Genomic DNA, 16125 nt, shown 5'->3' on the forward strand with positions numbered 1-16125 from the left:
CCGCGCCTTCTCTATTGGGGAACCCCTTAACTAAAGAATTTAAGTATGTGAAAACCCTGCTATAACTTTGGTTGGAACGATTGTAACAGGAGGCGCCCCTTGCGTAAGATCGATGTTTTAACTTATAATATAATTTAGAGTGTAGTTTGGTTTATATAGTAAACTGAATTATCTTTGATCTATCATTTCTACCTGACTATATGATGTATAAGCCATTTATAACCCTGATTTGCCTGTTATTTCCGGTGTTGCTGCATGCGCAGACGGTTGTGTCCGGAAAAGTGACAGATGCCCGTAAAAGGCCCCTTGCAGGCGTAAATATATCGCTTGTGGGTTCCTACGACGGGGCTACCACCGCGAAAGACGGAACATTTACCTTTACCACCTCCGAAAAAGGGGAACGCCTCATCACTGCCTCCCTTACCGGATATGGCTCCATTGAAGTGAAGGCCGACCTTTCGTCTTCAGCGCCCTTATTGCTTATTCTGAAGGAAACGGTGAACGAGCTGAAGATGGTGACCATCTCTGCCGGGAGCTTCGAAGCCAGCGACGAGAAAAAGAATACCGTGCTTAAACCACTGGATATTGTGACCACCGCCGGAGCTAATGCAGATATCGTAAGCGCACTTAAAACCCTGCCCGGCGCACAGCAGGTGGGGGAGAAGGAAGGGCTCTTTGTTCGTGGGGGCACCGGGTACGAAACACAAACCTTCATTGATGGTATGCTTGTGCGTAACCCTTTCAGCAGTGGCATGCCCGACTTTGCAGCACGCGGCCGCTTTTCTCCCTTCCTGTTTAAAGGCACCACTTTCAGCAGTGGTGGCTACTCCGCCCAATACGGCCAGGGCCTCAGCTCGGCGCTGGTCCTGGAATCTGTAGACCTGCCGGAACGATCGTCCTATACATTGGGCATTGGTTCTGTAGGGCCTGCAATAGGGGTGGATAAATTGTCGAAAGACAAAAAGAAAGGCTATGGCTTAGAGTTGGATTATGCTAACCTCTGGCCGTATTTTAAACTGATGAAGCAAAAGCAGGACCCTGTAGTGTCTCCGGAATTTGTTAACTCTTCTGCCAATTACCGCCTCAAAACATCGCGCAATGGTATGCTGAAAATATTTGTGATGGGCTCCTGGGGCCGTTTCGGATTCAGGGGCGAAAGTCTTGAGTACCCGGGAAAAGATGAAGAGTTCAGGCTTACCAACCAATATCTTTATACGAATGTGTCGTGGAAGGAAAGTTTGGGTAAAGGCTGGAAGATCCAGCTGGGAACATCTTACAGCACCAACCGCGACCGTATTTCCATGGACACTATTGGTGTGCAGCTGAGCCCTACTCGTATCCGGAGCCGGCAGGATCTGTCGCAGTTCCGTGCGGTGCTTTCAAAGAACCTCGGGAAGTTCTCCGTGCTCCGCCTTGGGAGCGAATATCAATACGGTACGGAGAACTCGAAGTTCAATGAATTTCAGGCCGAATATGTGGATAGTTACACTGCATCATTCGCAGAAGCGGATATCTATTTTACGCCACGCTTTGTTGGCCGTTTGGGTACACGGTATGAATATTCTTCACTGCTCCGTTCTCCCAACATCGCACCGCGGGCGTCTATCGCGTATAAGCTGGATGCAAAAAGCCAGGTGGCATTGGCATATGGAGAATTCTATCAGAAACCGGAGCAGCAATATCTCCGCTTCGATCATAACCTCGGGTATATGCGTGCCACGCATTACATCGCCAGCTATCAGCACATCTCACAATTCCGGGTATTTCGCACGGAGTTTTTCTACAAACAATACCACGACCTTATCAAAACAGTACCTTCATTTAACAACAAGGGTACCGGGTATGCGAAAGGCGCTGAGCTTTTCTGGCGCGATAAAAAGCTCATCAAAAACGCCGACTACTGGATCTCTTATTCCTGGCTCGATACAAAACGCGATCATCTGAATTACCCTTACGAAGTGCAGCCTGATTTTGCAGCGGAGCATACTGCTACCCTGGTATACAAGCATTACATTCCTGCCTGGCAGCTCAACCTTGGAGGTACATATACTTTCGCAACTGGCCGGCCTTACTTTAATCCGAACCGCCCTGAGCGTGAGTTTATGACAGACAGAACGCGCAATCTCAATACACTCAGCATTAATGTCAACTACCTCACCACTGTGGGCAAGGCATTTACGGTATTTGTATTTACCATGACGAATGTACTGGGCAATGAGCAGCAGTATGGTTTCCGGTATTCGACAGACAAGCTGCGCAGCAGGGTAGTGGAACCAATGGCACCCAGGTTCTTTTACGTGGGCATGTTCATGAGCTTTGGTATGGACCGCCGCCAGGAAATGATTGACCGCCAGTAACAACATCTTATCATCAACCCTTTAATCCGACAATATGAAATCTATTCTTGCCTATCTTTTACTGCTGGCCGTTGTAACGAGCAACGCTTCCGCGCAGGACCGTTATGAAACCGCCATGCAGCAACAGGTTTCGCTGCTGGACAGTTTCAGCACCTTTAAGCCCGCAAACCTGCACACGCTGGCAAATACCTTCGAACGTATTGCCGAAGCGGAGAAAACACAATGGCTCCCTTATTATTACGCTGCTTATTGCCTCGTGAACGAAGCATTCATGACAGAAGACAAAACAAAAGTGGACCCCATTTCCGACAAAGCATCATTGCTGGCAGAAAAAGCAGTGGCTTTAAAAGGGCAGGATTCCGAACTTTCATGCCTGCTGTCGCTGATCGCTTCTTCCCGTATTGCTGTGGATCCTATGTCGCGCGGTATGCGTTACGGAACGGAGTCTGCCGAGCTGCTGGAGAAAGCGCGTACGCTGAACCCGGAGAACCCCCGTGTGTATATGCTGCAGGGGCAGAACCTGCTGTTTACGCCCGAGGCTTTTGGCGGCAGCAAGGTGAAGGCAAAGGAAATGTTTAACCTGGCATTGCAGAAGTATGCATCCTTTAAACCGGAGAGCAATATTGCTCCGCGCTGGGGAGAAGCCTATACGAAGGAGTTGCTGAAAATGGTTCCTTAATTTTTTATATTTTACGGGCGGAACATGCTTTCCGCCCGTAGTTATTTTTGTAATTCAAACGATCGTGATGGTGTTTAAAGAACTGGATCCGGTGTTGCACTCCCAGTTGCGGCTGGCCGTAATGTCTGTGCTGATGCGTGAGAAAGAAGCGGAATTTACCGTGTTGAAGGAGAAGACGAACGCTACGGCGGGCAACCTCAGTGTGCAGATCAATAAGCTGAAAGAAGCGGAATATATAGAAGTCACGAAGCAATTCAAGGATAATTACCCCCTCACCATCTGCCACATCACCGCAAAAGGAGAAACGGCATTCCAGGACTACGTCAAATCCATCCAGACTTACTTTCATACCGGCCGCAAACCCTGACCCCTGCTGCGTTTGCAACTGAAGGGCCGGTGCAGCGTTGCGTGTTATCTTTATCGTCCGCCCGGAGCGGTGTTGATAACCCTTAAAGGACACGCGATGGAAGAAGAACTGCTCGATTCCAAACTGAAAGTGGCGCCCACTTCCGCCATGGTACTACTGCAGGCACAGCCATTGTACCAGACAGGCCTCGCCGGCGATTATTTTTCCCTGCTCGATTTCGGCGATGTACAGGATATTTCTGCGAAGCTGAACCAAACCTGGCAACATTACGGAACGGTACTGCGCTACCGCAAACTGTTCGTGCGTTACCTGCTGGAGCAATACCTGCAGGAGGGGAATCCCATCCAGGTGTGTATTCCGGGTGCGGGGTTAGACCCGCTTTCCCTTTACATCCTGGAACATCACCGTTCTGCCGTGAGTGGAGTTTATGAGATAGACGCGGCACATATGCCCGTTAAATCAGCGATTTACAACCGGCTGCTGCCAACGGGTGAACCTATACATTTTATTCAGGCGGATATCACAGATACCCTGCATCTGCTGGAGCGGCTCCGGGATGCGGGGTATTCTCCCGAAAAGCCCACCCTCGTCATTTACGAAGGTGTGGTGCATTATGTAACGGATGAGTTGTTCCTCAATACCATGCAGATTTTCCGCACGCCTAATAAAACGAATGTGGTGCTGATGGATTATAAGTTGCCGGAAGATAAGATTCCTGCTGCTTCCCGTCCGGTTTACCGTGCGCTCGTAGGATACCTGGAGCAGTTTATCGGCGGGCCCACTTACCGGTACGACCGGCAGCAGATGTTCCGGCTGATCGGACTATTGCATGGAGAGGTGGCTGGGATAGATTCCCTGCAGGACATAGAGTTTAAGCTGAACGGCCGTAATGAGCTGTTCTACGAAGAAGGGGATGGATTCCTGGAGATGATTGCGTTTTACCTCTGATCTTACACGGCGCCTCTTTCGGAGGTAAGTTCCGTTTTCTTGAGGGGATTGCGGGTGTTTTCCGCATATTCCTTCCGCTGGGCAATGATGTCGAGGCAGGAAAATACAGCCTGCCGGAAAGAGGCTTCATCTGCCACGTTCTTACCTGCGATGTCGAAGGCGGTACCGTGATCGGGTGAAGTGCGTACGATGGGGAGGCCGGCGGTGTAATTGATGCCTTCGCCGCTGGCGAGGGATTTGAAGGGGATGAGGCCCTGGTCGTGATACATGGCCAGTACGCCGTCGAATTGCGTGTACATTTCGCGGGCAAAGAAGGCGTCTGCGCTGTAGGGGCCAAAGGCCAGTGTGCCACGCTGTTTAGCTTCGCGGATAGCAGGGGTGATCTGCTGTATTTCCTCGTTGCCGATCAGCCCTTCGTCTCCCGCATGGGGGTTGAGGCCCAGTACGGCGATACGGGGATTATCGATACCGAAATCGCGGATGAGGCTGTCTTTCATCATGGCGATCTTGGAGAGGATGTTTTCTTTGGTTACATATTTCGCTACTTCCGAAACGGGAACATGCTCGGTGAGGAGGCCTACACGCATATTGTCGGCCGTCATGAACATGAGTACGTCTTTACTGGCAAATGCATTGCGGAGGTAGGGGGTATGGCCGGTAAAGTCGAAATCTTTCGACTGGATGTTCTTTTTGTGAATGGGGGCGGTAATAAGCCCTTCGATATCCCGGTTCTTCAGGCTTTCAACGGCTACGGCGAGAGAGCGGGCGGCATATTTACCACCGATCTCGTTAAGTACGCCGGGTGTGATCTGCACTTCTTCCTCCCAGCAGTTGAAAACGCTCACCTGCTTGGGGTTCAGTTTCGTGAAATCCTTGATGCTCTGGTAATTGAAATTGTTCTCGTTGAGCAGTTTGCGGTAAAAGTTGATGGCCTTGTTAGAGGCAAATACAACCGGGGTGCACAATTCAAGCATACGGTTGTCCGCGAAAGTCTTGATGATGATCTCCAGGCCGATGCTGTTCAAATCCCCTGCGGAGATCCCGATCACGGGGCGGTGCGTATGTGCGTTTGCTGAGCTCATGAGTATTCCGAAATATCCTACAAATATAGGAGTTATAGTTGAGAGATGGGCCCCGGGGAACAAACTGCCGGGGATTCCTTAAATTTGCGGCTTATTCTGTTCCATGTACACGCTAAAGAAGTCATTAGGCCAGCATTTCCTCCGGGATGAGAACATGTGCCGTCAGATTGTGGATGCATTGCCCGTTACCCCGGGAATGCAGCTGCTGGAGGTAGGCCCCGGTGCCGGAGCTATCACCAAATATCTCCTGGAAATCCCGGACGTCAGCTTCAAAGCCGTAGAGCTGGACACTGAAAAAGTCCAGTACCTGGAGAAAACGTACCCCGCCATTCAGGGGAAGCTGATCAACGAAAACTTCCTGGAAACGCCGCCGCCGTTTACCGGCTCCTTCTCGGTTATCGGTAATTTTCCTTATAACATTTCCACCCAGATCATGTTCCGTGTACTGGAATGGAAAGAACAGGTGCCCCTGGTTGTAGGGATGTTCCAGAAAGAAGTGGCGCAGCGCATTGCCGCCGGGCATGGTAACAAGGAGTACGGCATCCTCAGCGTTTTGCTGCAATCGGAGTATAAGATTGAATATCTCTTCGACGTGCATGAGAATTGCTTTAACCCGCCCCCTAAGGTTAAATCAGGGGTGATCCGCCTCACCCGGCTCGAACAGCCGTATGAAGTGAAGAACTGGAAGAAGTTCATGCTGCTGGTGAAAACCGCTTTCGGGCAGCGCCGCAAGCAATTAAGGAACCCCCTGAAAGGGCATTTTAAGAAAGAATTTTTACAGGAACCAATATTTACGAAACGGGCAGAAGAGCTGACAGTGGCTGATTTCGTTGCCCTTACCGAACATATGTTATGAGCAAGCTAGTAATCATCACGGCCAAAGTACACGAATATCTGATCAACGAATTACAGGCAAAGGGCTTTACGGTTGATTACCGGCCTTCCATCACCTACAACGAACTGTCAGATTCCATCCATACGGCTTCCGGGCTTATCGTAACCACCCGCATTAAAGTAGATGCCCCTATGCTGGACCGCGCCACACAGCTGGAATGGATCGGGCGGCTGGGATCGGGAATGGAGCTGATAGATACGGCGTATGCCACATCTAAAGGCATACGGCTGGCAAGCAGTCCGGAGGGTAACCGCGATACCGTAGGGGAGCAGGCAGTGGGTATGCTCATTATGCTCATGCATAACCTCCTGAAAAGCAGCCTGGAGCTGCGCCAGGGCATCTGGGAGCGTGATGGCAACCGGGCCTGGGAACTGGGAGGGCGTACGGTGGGCATCATAGGCTACGGGCATACCGGTGGTGCATTTGCACAGCGGCTGCGCGGGTTCGGCATGAAAATCCTCGCTTACGACAAGTATAAAACCGGCTTCGGAGACGAATATGTACAGGAAGCCACCCTCGAAGACCTTTACCGCGAAGCGGATATTGTGAGCCTGCACCTGCCGCTGACGGAGGAAACCCGGCATCTGGGGAACATGGATTTCTTCAGTTCCTTCCACAAACCGGTGTACCTGCTCAACACTTCGAGAGGTAAAGTGGTGAAAACGGCCGATGTGGTGAAAGCGCTTGAAAACGGTACCCTGGAAGGTGCGGCGCTTGATGTGCTGGAGAACGAAAAGCTGGAGACATACAGTGAAACCGAACAGGCGGAGTTTCAATATCTGCTGGCCTCGCCCCGGGCGGTAGTTACCCCTCATATAGCGGGCTACAGCCATGAAGCGAGCATTAAAATGGCGAAAGTAGTGCTGGAAAAACTGCATCTTTAGCATAGGGGAAACCCTCCATATTAAGCATTTTAATATTTGATGGAGGGACTGGTCCGGAACGAAAAAAAGTTATATTTGCAATACTGATACTGATTGACGTCTTTGCGCAAGTGAGGACGTTAATTTTTTTTTCTGTCTAATAAAAACATTCAGGTATGTCTGGCGTAAATTATGTTACCAAAGCGACCCTTGAACTAATGAAGGATGAGCTGACGCAACTCAAGACCAAAGGAAGGGCTGAGATTGCGCGTGCGATTTCTGAAGCGCGTGAGAAAGGTGATTTGAAAGAGAATGCAGAGTATGACGCGGCAAAGGAAGCGCAGGGCCTTCATGAAGCAAAGATCGCCGTGCTGGAAAACGCCATCGCCACAGCACGCGTCGTTGAAGCTGACGAAATTGATACTTCCAAAGTATCCATCCTCTGTAAAGTGACGATAACCAATGTGGCCAATAAGAAAACCATCACTTACCAGCTTGTTTCCGAAAAGGAAGCTGATCTGAAGCTGGGCAAAATCTCCGTTACTTCTCCCATCGGCAAAGGCCTGCTGGGAAAGAAAGTAGGGGAGGAAGCAGATGTGGTAGCCCCCAATGGCAAGTTCCGTTTCAAAATCGATCATATCACCGTGTAAAGCGGCGGCAAGTATATAGAAAAGGCCCCCGCCGAAACGGGGGCCTTTTTTTATGTCAAATATTGTAGTTTTATCACGGCTTAAAACACTTCCTATGACCATCTTCTCAAAAATCATCAACGGCGAAATTCCCAGTTACAAAATCGCGGAGAACGACCGCTTCTACGCTTTCCTGGATATCTTCCCCATGATGGAAGGGCATACGCTCGTAATCCCTAAAACGGAAGTAGACAGGTTCTTTGATGTGGATGATGTTTACCTGGCAGAATGGCTGCTTTTCGCGCGCCCCATCGCCCGGGCCATTGAAGCCGTTATTCCATGCAACCGTGTAGGCATCAGCGTAATGGGGCTTGAGGTACCGCATGCACATATGCATCTGGTACCGATTAATTCGGCAGACGATCTCAATTTCACCCGTCATAAGCTGAAGCTGCAGCCGGATGAACTGAAGGCGATCCAGGAAAAAATTGTAGCGGAACTGGCACGTAACGCTTAAAGCGTGGGAACATAGAACTTGAACCCTATGCCGTGGAGCGTTTCGAGCTTCACGTCTTTATCGTCCAGGAAGTGTTTACGGATTTTGGTTATGAAAACATCCATGCTTCTGCCGAGAAAATAATCGTCTTTCCCCCAAACGTGGTACAGGATTTCTTCTCTTTTCAGGGTTTTATTGGCATTCTCGCAGAAAAACTTCAACAGGTCGGCTTCCTTCTGGGTAAGGCTGGCTTTTAATTTGCCCGCACTGTCCATCAGTTTCAACTCGCCATAATCGAAGGTGGTTTTGCCTACGGTATAGGTAGTACGCTTGTCTGCATTCAGTGGCCGGGTGCGCTTCAGGAATACTTCAATACGAAGCAGCAATTCCTGCATGGAAAAGGGCTTGGTAACGTAATCGTCAGCACCGTGCTTGAAACCGCTGATCTTATCTTCGTCCTGCGATTTAGAGGTAAGGAAGAGAATAGGGATCAGGTCGTTCTTTTGCCGTATCTGCCTTGCCAGCTCAAAGCCGTTCTTCTTAGGCATCACAACATCCAGCAGGCATATATCGTACAGGCTTTTTTGAAACGTTTTCCAGGCTATTTCCCCATCAGAGCAATGGGTAACCTCGTATCCGGATTCTTCCAAACGTTTTTTGGTAATAGCACCCAGGTTGTAATCATCCTCCACTAGTAAAATTCTAGCCTTCGTATCCATCTACGAAAAAAATTAGGGGTGATAAAAGGTAAAAATTTCATGAGTAACACATTGTAGTGTGCGCCAAGCGGTACTAATTCAGGGCGCCTCCATCAGAATTCAGTTCAAAATAAGTACAATTTCTCAATTAACAAACATCGGCCGGGCGGTTTATGTTCAATTAGCCCTTTGCCTTTGCCAGTCTTTCAGGGTTTTGCTGCAGAAATTTATCCCAGCCTTTTGATTTACCGGCAGTTAAGAGCGGGCTGCTGTCCTGGAAATGATGGCATACGGCCACAGCCAGTGCATCGGTGGCATCAAGATATTCCGGTACTTCCGCGAATTTGAGGATGCGTTGCAGCATTTGCCACACCTGCTCCTTATTGGCGTTACCGTTGCCGGTGATGGACTGTTTTACTTTTTTAGGGGAGTATTCCGCTACGGTAAGTCCTGCCTGCATGGCGGCGGCAATGGCCACCCCCTGGGCTCTGCCAAGTTTGAGCATCGACTGTACGTTCTTCCCGAAGAAGGGTGCTTCAATGGCACAGCAAACGGGTTTGTGCTCCAGAATGATCTTATTCATCCTTTCATGGATAGCCTGAAGCCTTTCGTAATGATCTTTTTTGGGATTGAGTTTGAGTACATCCATCTTGATAATATCCACCTGCTGGCCTTTTACAGCGATGAGGCCATAGCCCATGATAATGGTGCCGGGGTCTATCCCAAGAATTATTTTCGTATTGTTTGCCAAGCGGAGAGTATTTTTGCCAAAATGTGTGAAGTCTGAACAAAAGTACCAAAATAATCCTCAATTACGTCCTCGGCGGCGCCCTCTTCACCTGGTTAACCTTCGCGATTGTTAGGCAGATCCGGCATCAGGACAACCTTCCGGCAGCCTGGGCGCATATTCAGGAGATCGTGGCAGACAGGGGATGGATGCTTTTGCTGATGGTGATTTTCATGATGCTGGTGAACTGGGGGATTGAAGCACGGAAATGGCAGATACTGGTTCGTCCGCTGGAAGAAGTTCCTTTCAGGAGGGCCTTTTCGGCCATCTTTACCGGGGTGTCGGTATCTGTGAGTACGCCCAACCGGATTGGGGAATATGGGGGCCGGATGCTGTATCTCAGCAACAGCAGCAAGCTTAAATCTATCGCGGCCACGATTGTGGGGAGCTTTTCACAGATCATCGCCACGCTTCTTTTCGGCCTCGTGGGTGGGATATATTACATCTCCCGGTTCGATGTTACGGGGCTGGCTTCCTCCTCTCCCGGTTTTAGGGAAAAATTAACGCTTGCTTTACTTATACTCGTTTGCGCCACCGTTTTATTCCTTTATTTTCGGCTAAGGATCATCATATCATTGGTAGACCGGGTGAAGTGGTTACGGAAAGTGAAGGTTTTCATCATGGTGATCGTGCGGTATTCCCCAGCTGAATTGCGGACCCTGCTATATCTCAGTGCAATCCGTTACATGGTGTTTACGGCACAATATTTGATTTTATTATATGCGTTGGGAGTTGCATTTGTGTGGTGGCAGGGCTTTTTCATGATCAGCGTAATATACCTCGTCATGGCAGTGATCCCCACTGTGGCCATTGCGGAGATTGGCCTCCGGGGAAGCGTAAGCCTCCATTTCCTGGGCCTCCTCAGTGCCAATGCCGCAGGCATTCTGGCTGCCACTGTGGCCATTTGGCTTATTAACCTGGTGCTGCCCGCCGCCATCGGCTCCGTGTTGCTCCTTGGCGTGAAGATTTTCAGAGATAAATAGCGATCGATCGATGAAGTATTTTTTACTGTTGCTTTGTGGCCTGGCGATTTCCACCGCATCTGATGCGCAGAATAACTTCTGCGGGATCGTCAACACCAGCTTCAGGGCAGGCGAATCCATCACCCTGAAAGTCTTTTACAATCTCGGTAACGTGTTCGTTGGCGCCGGCGAAGCTACCTTTAACTGCTCTCTTGTTAAATACAACAACCGGGATGCATACCACGTGGTGGGCGATGGTAAAACCTACCGCTCTTACGACTGGTTCTTCAAAGTGCGCGACCGCTACGAAAGTTATATCGATACCGCCACCCTGCTCCCCATGCGCTTTATCCGCAATATCAACGAAGGCGGCTACAAGAAATACAATAACGTGGGCTTTAACCGGGAAAACTCCACCGCAGTAAGCACCACCGGCACATTTAAGGTGCCGGCCTGCATACAGGACGTGATCTCTTCCATCTATTACGCCCGTAACATCGATTTCAATAAATACAAACCCGGCGATAAAATCCCCTTCTCCATGTTCCTGGACGATGAGGTGTTCGATATATACATCCGTTATATCGGCAAAGAAGAAGTGGATACCCGCTATGGCAAGTTCCGTGCTATCAAGTTCAAACCCCTGCTCATCAAAGGCACCATCTTCGAAGGAGGTGAGAAAATGACGGTTTGGGTGAGCGACGATGCCAATAAAATCCCCCTTCGGGTAGATAGTCCTATTTCCGTGGGCAGCATTAAAGTTGACATGATCAGCTTCTCCAACCTCCGCTGGGCGCTTTCCTCTCTCATAAAGAAGCGTTAAACCCCGAACCGGATTCATCTTTATCTGTTATATTTGTTTCAGACACAATCAATTTTAAATATGGAAGAACGCAAACCCAAGATCCTGCTGGCCGAAGATGATACCAACCTCGGTATGGTATTAAAGAACTACCTGGAACTCAACGATTACGATGTGGAGCTTAGCAGGGATGGTATTCTGGCGCTGGCAGCCTTCCGCAGGGACAAGTTCGACATTTGCCTGCTCGACATTATGATGCCGAATATGGACGGTTTCAAGCTGGCTGAAGAAATCCGCGACGTAGACCCCGATATTCCCCTGTTTTTCCTCTCCGCCAAAACAATGAAGGAAGACATTATTCAGGGTTATAAACTGGGGGCCGATGATTATATCTCCAAGCCTTTCGACTCGGAACTGCTGCTGCTGAAGATCAAAGCCATCCTGAAACGCAATCAGGAGCTGAATAATAAAGAAGAAGAACAATTTGAGTTCAATATCGGGCAATATCATTTCAACTCCCGCCTGCGCACCCTCACCAAGGGTACGGATGCGCATACGTTGTCGCCCAAAGAAAATGAGCTGCTGCATATGCTTTGTGAGCATAAGAACGATCTGCTCCCACGCGAAGTAGCGCTGAAGAAGATCTGGGGTAGCGATACTTACTTCAATGGCCGTAGTATGGACGTGTATATCGCCAAACTCCGGAAGTACCTCAAAGACGATTCCAATATCGAAATCGTGAACATTCACGGTAATGGCTTCCGCCTTGTGGTGAAAGACTGATGCTGAATGTTTTACAATAAAGAAAGGCCGGTTGATACACTCAACCGGCCTTTCTGTTTAATATATTGACTTATAATGTATTAGAACAGGAGTTGTGAGCCTCTGCTATTAGGGTTCCTTCCCAGGTGGATGTAGGCCTTTTCGGTTACTTCGCGGCCACGCGGTGTGCGTTTGATGAAGCCTTCCTGGATAAGGAAAGGTTCATACACTTCCTCCAGTGTACCGGACTCTTCGCCTACGGCAGTTGCGATGGTAGTGATACCTACGGGACCACCCTTAAAATTGTCGATAATAGTGGAGAGGATGCGGTTATCCATTTCATCGAGGCCGTATTCATCCACGCTCAGTGCTTTTAGGCTGAACTGTGCGATGCCTAGGTCGATGACGCCGTTGCCCATTACCTGGGCGAAGTCGCGTACCCGGCGCAGGAGGCCATTGGCAATACGCGGGGTACCCCTGCTGCGGCGGGCTATTTCCGAAGCAGCGTCTGAAGTGATCTTGGTACCCAGCAGGCCTGCGGCGCGCCAGAGGATGCGCTGCAGCGTGTCGGTATTGTAATATTCCAGGCGGCTTTTGATGCCGAAACGGCTGAGCAGCGGGGCGGTAAGGAGGCCGGAACGTGTAGTGGCACCTACCAGTGTGAAAGGATGCAGGTTAATCTGTACCGTACGGGCGTTAGGGCCGGAATCAATCATAATATCGATCCGGTAATCTTCCATGGCAGAATACAGGTATTCTTCCACAACAGTGCTGAGGCGGTGAATTTCGTCTACAAACAAAACATCACGTGTTTCCAGATTGGTGAGCAGGCCGGCAAGGTCGCCGGGTTTTTCGATTACGGGGCCCGATGTTTCCCGGATATTTACACCCAGCTCGTTAGCCACGATGCGTGAAAGCGTGGTTTTACCCAGGCCCGGAGGACCATGGAAAAGAATATGATCGAGCGCCTCATCGCGCATTTTCGCCGCTTTGATGAACACTTTGAGGTTTTCGATGATCTGATCCTGCCCGGAAAAATCGATGATCTCCCTGGGCCGGATGCTGTTCTCGAATTCTTTCTCCGCAGCGCTCAACCTGTTCTCCTCTGGTCTAAGGTTCGGATTGGACATGTCTGTAGCCATTCAGCGTCAAAAGTAATGAGAAATTGGCGAGGATATGAATATCGTTTATTTTTAAGCAAATCTTGACATCTGCATATGACCAGAAAAATTATCGCCGCCGCCCTGATGCTCTCTGCCAGCCTGGGTGCCAGCGCACAGCAGGCCGACGTAAAAGAGGTGAGCCGCATTATCTCGGCGCTTGCCGCCGACAGTATGATGGGCCGCATGACCTTTTCTCCCGGTATTGAAAAAGCATCCGTTTTTATTGAAGCGGAATTTGCCGCCAGCGGACTGGAGAAGTTGCCGGGAGCATCCAGCTACCGCCAGCCTTTTGCCATGAAAGGCCGCACCATTTACCCTGCAGATTCCCTGACGCTGGTGCCCGGTGCGAAATCGCTGCACAATGTGGTAGGGCTTATCCGTGGCCGCAGCAAACCGGATGAATATGTGATCTTCTCCGGTCACTACGATCATATTGGTGTACTGAAATCCGTTGCGGAAGACAGTATCGCTAACGGGGCTGACGATGATGCTTCTGGTATTACGGCCGTGATCCTGCTCAGCCGTTACTTCAAACAGCACCCGCCTGAGCGTACAGTTATCTTCGCCGCATTTACTGCCGAAGAGATCGGCGGTTTCGGCTCCCGGTATTTTTCCCGCGAAGTGAATCCAGACCAGGTTGTGGCGATGTTCAACATCGAAATGATCGGTAAGGAATCAAAATTCGGGCGTAACAGTGCGTTTATTACAGGTTTTGAGCGTTCCGATTTCGGACCTATCCTGCAGCGTAACCTCGAAGGCTCCAAGTTCCAGTTCCATCCGGATCCATATCCCGAACAACAATTATTCTACCGGTCGGATAATGCCATGCTGGCAAAACTGGGCGTGCCTGCTCATACCATTTCCACTACACAGATCGATAAAGACAAACTGTACCATAGTGTAGATGATGAGATCGAATCGCTGGATATGCAGAACATCGCCGATATCATCAATGCGATCGCTGTTAGCTCGGGCACTATCGTTGGTGGTAAGGATACACCAACCCGTGTAACGAAAGAATAGTAAAACTGAGGAGATATAAAACGCAAGGGCGGGCCATAACGGTCCGCCCTTGTTTATAATGGGTATTTAAGAAAATCAAAGCCGGAGCTTCGCAACCACGGCAAAGTGGTCGGAGGCGAAGAGGCCTTTCCAGGTCTGGGAAATAGTGGCATGTTGCAGCACTTTCCATGGGCCTTTCAGGAAAATGTAATCGATAGGTTCGTTGCCGGTTTCATGTGAGCGGAAGCCGTTGAAGGTACCGGTGGGCCCATAATGCGGTGTCTGGCTGATGGCTTTGGCATCGGTGAGGCGAAGCTTGTTCTGTTTATCAAGGATTACCTGGATGGGTTCATCATCGGGAGTGGCATTGAAATCGCCGGTTACTACTGCGGGGAGTTTACCGGAAATAGCAGCCACTTTTTCGAGCAGGAGCTTCGCGCTTTCGCGGCGGGCAATTTTGCCCATATGGTCGAAGTGAGTGTTGAAGTGGTAGAAGATCTTACCGGTGGTTTTGTCGCGGAACTTGCCGTACGATACGATGCGTTCGATGGCGGCATCCCAGCCTTTGGCGCCGATTTTATCCGGTGTTTCCGAGAGCCAGAAAGTGTTGGATTCGAGCAGGCGGAGGCGGGTGGTATCGTAGAATATGGCGGAGAACTCACCTTTTTTGTCTCCGTCGGTACGGCCTACTCCGAGGTATTTGTATTGTGGGAGGGCTTTATTAAGGTCGAGCATTTGATCCCACAGCGCTTCCTGGACTCCGAGGAGGTGCGGGTGGTGGTAATGGACCTGTGAGGCCAGACGGTCTTTACGGTTAGGCCATGCATTGATGCTGTCTTTAGGTGAGTTATAACGGACGTTGAACGTCATAACCTGGATGCTCTGGTCTTGTGCAGAAGCCTGCATGCAGGAAAAAGCTGCGAAGAGAATAGTCAAAAACCTTTTCATGCAATTAAAATACGCCACATTCTTTGTTTTTCGGAGATATTCCCTGAAACTCGGAGAAATCCTCACCCTTTTTTCATTCCCCCGGTCATCTTTCCCTTTAAATTTACTTTACAGCGATGCGCATTGCTGCAACCATATCCATGATTACGAAGCGTATAGTATTTGATGGGCCGGTAGCGTACCGGTTGCGTGCGGCCGGGGTATTGTTCCGGGATGCGGGAGGCTGCTGGCATGCGCATGTACCGTCATTACAGGTAACAGGATATGGACGCAACCGCAGGGCAGCGTACGATTCGCTGGAAGTGGTGACGGGAGTATATATGCGGACGGTTTGGAGGGATGAAAAACTGGAAGAAGCGATGCGGGAAGGGAGGTGGACAAGGGAAGCAGGCGACTGGTATTCTCCATTGATCCGGTTTTCGGAGTTGCAGGAAGTAATGGCCTATCTCAAGACGGGATCAGTGATGCGGCCATTTTGCTTACGGCTGGAAGTAGGCGCTTCCGGCGAATAATAATTCATACAAACGATGTGACAGTGTAAAGGAACGGATGTATCTCAGTATGCGTCCCGGGAGAGCTATGCTATACAGCAAGGGCGTGATGATTAAATAGGTGGTTTCGGGAGGGGATGAGTGTGCGCGTTTTGCATAATTACCCCGGTAGAGCTGTGCCTTTATACAGGAGA

Annotated in this window: 18 protein-coding genes; 13 read left to right on the top strand and 5 right to left on the bottom strand. The window is 49.9% G+C overall.

Annotated elements, in window-relative coordinates; all coding sequences use genetic code 11:
- Positions 1–200: 200 nt before the first annotated feature.
- The 4 genes from DEV76_RS20210 (at position 201) to DEV76_RS20225 (ending at position 4351) form a co-directional block, all read left to right on the top strand.
- Entirely contained in the window at positions 201–2357 is a 2157-nt protein-coding gene (locus DEV76_RS20210) for a TonB-dependent receptor (RefSeq protein WP_232827001.1), read from the top strand.
- A gap of 34 nt (positions 2358–2391) precedes the next feature.
- Positions 2392–3036 carry a tetratricopeptide repeat protein gene (locus DEV76_RS20215; protein ID WP_109699751.1) on the top strand — a complete coding sequence of 215 codons (645 nt, stop codon included), beginning with the start codon at positions 2392–2394 and terminating at the stop codon, positions 3034–3036.
- Between the two features lie 67 nt (positions 3037–3103).
- On the top strand, positions 3104–3403 hold the full coding sequence (locus DEV76_RS20220) for a winged helix-turn-helix domain-containing protein (RefSeq protein ID WP_197737232.1): 300 nt from the start codon (positions 3104–3106) through the stop codon (positions 3401–3403).
- A 96-nt stretch (positions 3404–3499) separates the two neighbouring features.
- Positions 3500–4351 (top strand): class I SAM-dependent methyltransferase, encoded by an 852-nt coding sequence (locus DEV76_RS20225; RefSeq protein WP_157963011.1) that lies wholly within the window; start codon positions 3500–3502, stop codon positions 4349–4351.
- Between the two features lie 2 nt (positions 4352–4353).
- On the opposite strand, the gene pdxA is transcribed toward DEV76_RS20225, so the two are convergent.
- The gene (pdxA, locus tag DEV76_RS20230; protein ID WP_109699753.1) at positions 4354–5433 is read right to left on the bottom strand and encodes a 4-hydroxythreonine-4-phosphate dehydrogenase PdxA; all 1080 of its coding nucleotides are present in this window, start codon (positions 5431–5433) and stop codon (positions 4354–4356) included.
- 103 nt (positions 5434–5536) lie between these two features.
- Between pdxA and rsmA the strand changes: the two genes are divergently transcribed.
- The 4 genes from rsmA (at position 5537) to DEV76_RS20250 (ending at position 8337) form a co-directional block, all read left to right on the top strand.
- The gene (rsmA, locus tag DEV76_RS20235; protein ID WP_109699754.1) at positions 5537–6289 is read left to right on the top strand and encodes a 16S rRNA (adenine(1518)-N(6)/adenine(1519)-N(6))-dimethyltransferase RsmA; all 753 of its coding nucleotides are present in this window, start codon (positions 5537–5539) and stop codon (positions 6287–6289) included.
- A complete protein-coding gene (locus tag DEV76_RS20240; RefSeq protein WP_109699755.1) occupies positions 6286–7212 on the top strand; it encodes an NAD(P)-dependent oxidoreductase in 927 nt (308 codons plus the stop codon). The genes rsmA and DEV76_RS20240 overlap by 4 nt, the downstream gene beginning before the upstream one ends.
- 155 nt (positions 7213–7367) lie before the next feature.
- Positions 7368–7841, top strand: coding sequence for a transcription elongation factor GreA (gene greA / locus DEV76_RS20245; protein ID WP_109699756.1), 474 nt, complete (start codon positions 7368–7370; stop codon positions 7839–7841).
- Positions 7842–7935: 94 nt separating this feature from the next.
- Positions 7936–8337: an HIT family protein gene (locus DEV76_RS20250; protein WP_109699757.1), complete on the top strand. Its 402-nt coding sequence runs from the start codon at positions 7936–7938 to the stop codon at positions 8335–8337.
- Here the strand turns inward: DEV76_RS20250 and DEV76_RS20255 are convergent.
- Both DEV76_RS20255 and ruvC read right to left on the bottom strand, forming a co-directional pair.
- Positions 8334–9035, bottom strand: coding sequence for a response regulator transcription factor (locus tag DEV76_RS20255; protein WP_109699758.1), 702 nt, complete (start codon positions 9033–9035; stop codon positions 8334–8336). The genes DEV76_RS20250 and DEV76_RS20255 overlap by 4 nt on opposite strands.
- Positions 9036–9195: 160 nt before the next feature.
- Positions 9196–9765: a crossover junction endodeoxyribonuclease RuvC gene (ruvC, locus tag DEV76_RS20260; RefSeq protein WP_109699759.1), complete on the bottom strand. Its 570-nt coding sequence runs from the start codon at positions 9763–9765 to the stop codon at positions 9196–9198.
- 53 nt (positions 9766–9818) lie between these two features.
- On the opposite strand from ruvC, the gene DEV76_RS20265 reads away from it, so the two are divergent.
- The 3 genes from DEV76_RS20265 to DEV76_RS20275 are packed head-to-tail and all read left to right on the top strand — an operon-like array spanning position 9819 to position 12348.
- Positions 9819–10784: a lysylphosphatidylglycerol synthase transmembrane domain-containing protein gene (locus DEV76_RS20265; protein WP_262509833.1), complete on the top strand. Its 966-nt coding sequence runs from the start codon at positions 9819–9821 to the stop codon at positions 10782–10784.
- 10 nt (positions 10785–10794) lie between these two features.
- On the top strand, positions 10795–11586 hold the full coding sequence (locus DEV76_RS20270) for a DUF3108 domain-containing protein (protein ID WP_109699761.1): 792 nt from the start codon (positions 10795–10797) through the stop codon (positions 11584–11586).
- Between the two features lie 60 nt (positions 11587–11646).
- Positions 11647–12348 (top strand): response regulator transcription factor, encoded by a 702-nt coding sequence (locus DEV76_RS20275; protein WP_109699762.1) that lies wholly within the window; start codon positions 11647–11649, stop codon positions 12346–12348.
- 80 nt (positions 12349–12428) lie between these two features.
- On the opposite strand, the gene ruvB is transcribed toward DEV76_RS20275, so the two are convergent.
- Positions 12429–13457 (bottom strand): Holliday junction branch migration DNA helicase RuvB, encoded by a 1029-nt coding sequence (gene ruvB, locus DEV76_RS20280; protein ID WP_109699900.1) that lies wholly within the window; start codon positions 13455–13457, stop codon positions 12429–12431.
- An 87-nt stretch (positions 13458–13544) separates the two neighbouring features.
- On the opposite strand from ruvB, the gene DEV76_RS20285 reads away from it, so the two are divergent.
- On the top strand, positions 13545–14513 hold the full coding sequence (locus tag DEV76_RS20285; RefSeq protein ID WP_109699763.1) for a M20/M25/M40 family metallo-hydrolase: 969 nt from the start codon (positions 13545–13547) through the stop codon (positions 14511–14513).
- Between the two features lie 75 nt (positions 14514–14588).
- Here DEV76_RS20285 and DEV76_RS20290 read toward each other — a convergent pair whose 3' ends face one another.
- Positions 14589–15440, bottom strand: a complete 852-nt coding sequence (locus tag DEV76_RS20290) for an endonuclease/exonuclease/phosphatase family protein (RefSeq protein WP_198652148.1) — start codon at positions 15438–15440, stop codon at positions 14589–14591.
- Between the two features lie 116 nt (positions 15441–15556).
- On the opposite strand from DEV76_RS20290, the gene DEV76_RS20295 reads away from it, so the two are divergent.
- Positions 15557–15952 (top strand): hypothetical protein, encoded by a 396-nt coding sequence (locus tag DEV76_RS20295; RefSeq protein WP_109699765.1) that lies wholly within the window; start codon positions 15557–15559, stop codon positions 15950–15952.
- Positions 15953–16125: the final 173 nt, after the last annotated feature.

It is taken from the genome of Chitinophaga deserti, from assembly GCF_003149455.1.
GTDB classification, from domain to species: Bacteria; Bacteroidota; Bacteroidia; order Chitinophagales; family Chitinophagaceae; genus Chitinophaga; species Chitinophaga deserti.

What these genes read in the sequence shown, in the direction of transcription:
- DEV76_RS20225 (WP_157963011.1), top strand. Translation starts at nt 3,500, where the DNA reads ATGGAAGAAGAACTGCTCGATTCCAAACTGAAAGTGGCGCCCACTTCC.
- DEV76_RS20290 (WP_198652148.1), bottom strand. Translation starts at nt 15,440, where the DNA reads ATGAAAAGGTTTTTGACTATTCTCTTCGCAGCTTTTTCCTGCATGCAG.
- DEV76_RS20210 (WP_232827001.1), top strand. Translation starts at nt 201, where the DNA reads ATGATGTATAAGCCATTTATAACCCTGATTTGCCTGTTATTTCCGGTG.
- DEV76_RS20215 (WP_109699751.1), top strand. Translation starts at nt 2,392, where the DNA reads ATGAAATCTATTCTTGCCTATCTTTTACTGCTGGCCGTTGTAACGAGC.
- DEV76_RS20285 (WP_109699763.1), top strand. Translation starts at nt 13,545, where the DNA reads ATGACCAGAAAAATTATCGCCGCCGCCCTGATGCTCTCTGCCAGCCTG.
- DEV76_RS20240 (WP_109699755.1), top strand. Translation starts at nt 6,286, where the DNA reads ATGAGCAAGCTAGTAATCATCACGGCCAAAGTACACGAATATCTGATC.
- DEV76_RS20295 (WP_109699765.1), top strand. Translation starts at nt 15,557, where the DNA reads ATGCGCATTGCTGCAACCATATCCATGATTACGAAGCGTATAGTATTT.
- rsmA (WP_109699754.1), top strand. Translation starts at nt 5,537, where the DNA reads ATGTACACGCTAAAGAAGTCATTAGGCCAGCATTTCCTCCGGGATGAG.
- ruvB (WP_109699900.1), bottom strand. Translation starts at nt 13,457, where the DNA reads ATGTCCAATCCGAACCTTAGACCAGAGGAGAACAGGTTGAGCGCTGCG.
- pdxA (WP_109699753.1), bottom strand. Translation starts at nt 5,433, where the DNA reads ATGAGCTCAGCAAACGCACATACGCACCGCCCCGTGATCGGGATCTCC.
- DEV76_RS20250 (WP_109699757.1), top strand. Translation starts at nt 7,936, where the DNA reads ATGACCATCTTCTCAAAAATCATCAACGGCGAAATTCCCAGTTACAAA.
- greA (WP_109699756.1), top strand. Translation starts at nt 7,368, where the DNA reads ATGTCTGGCGTAAATTATGTTACCAAAGCGACCCTTGAACTAATGAAG.
- DEV76_RS20255 (WP_109699758.1), bottom strand. Translation starts at nt 9,035, where the DNA reads ATGGATACGAAGGCTAGAATTTTACTAGTGGAGGATGATTACAACCTG.
- DEV76_RS20270 (WP_109699761.1), top strand. Translation starts at nt 10,795, where the DNA reads ATGAAGTATTTTTTACTGTTGCTTTGTGGCCTGGCGATTTCCACCGCA.
- DEV76_RS20275 (WP_109699762.1), top strand. Translation starts at nt 11,647, where the DNA reads ATGGAAGAACGCAAACCCAAGATCCTGCTGGCCGAAGATGATACCAAC.
- DEV76_RS20220 (WP_197737232.1), top strand. Translation starts at nt 3,104, where the DNA reads ATGGTGTTTAAAGAACTGGATCCGGTGTTGCACTCCCAGTTGCGGCTG.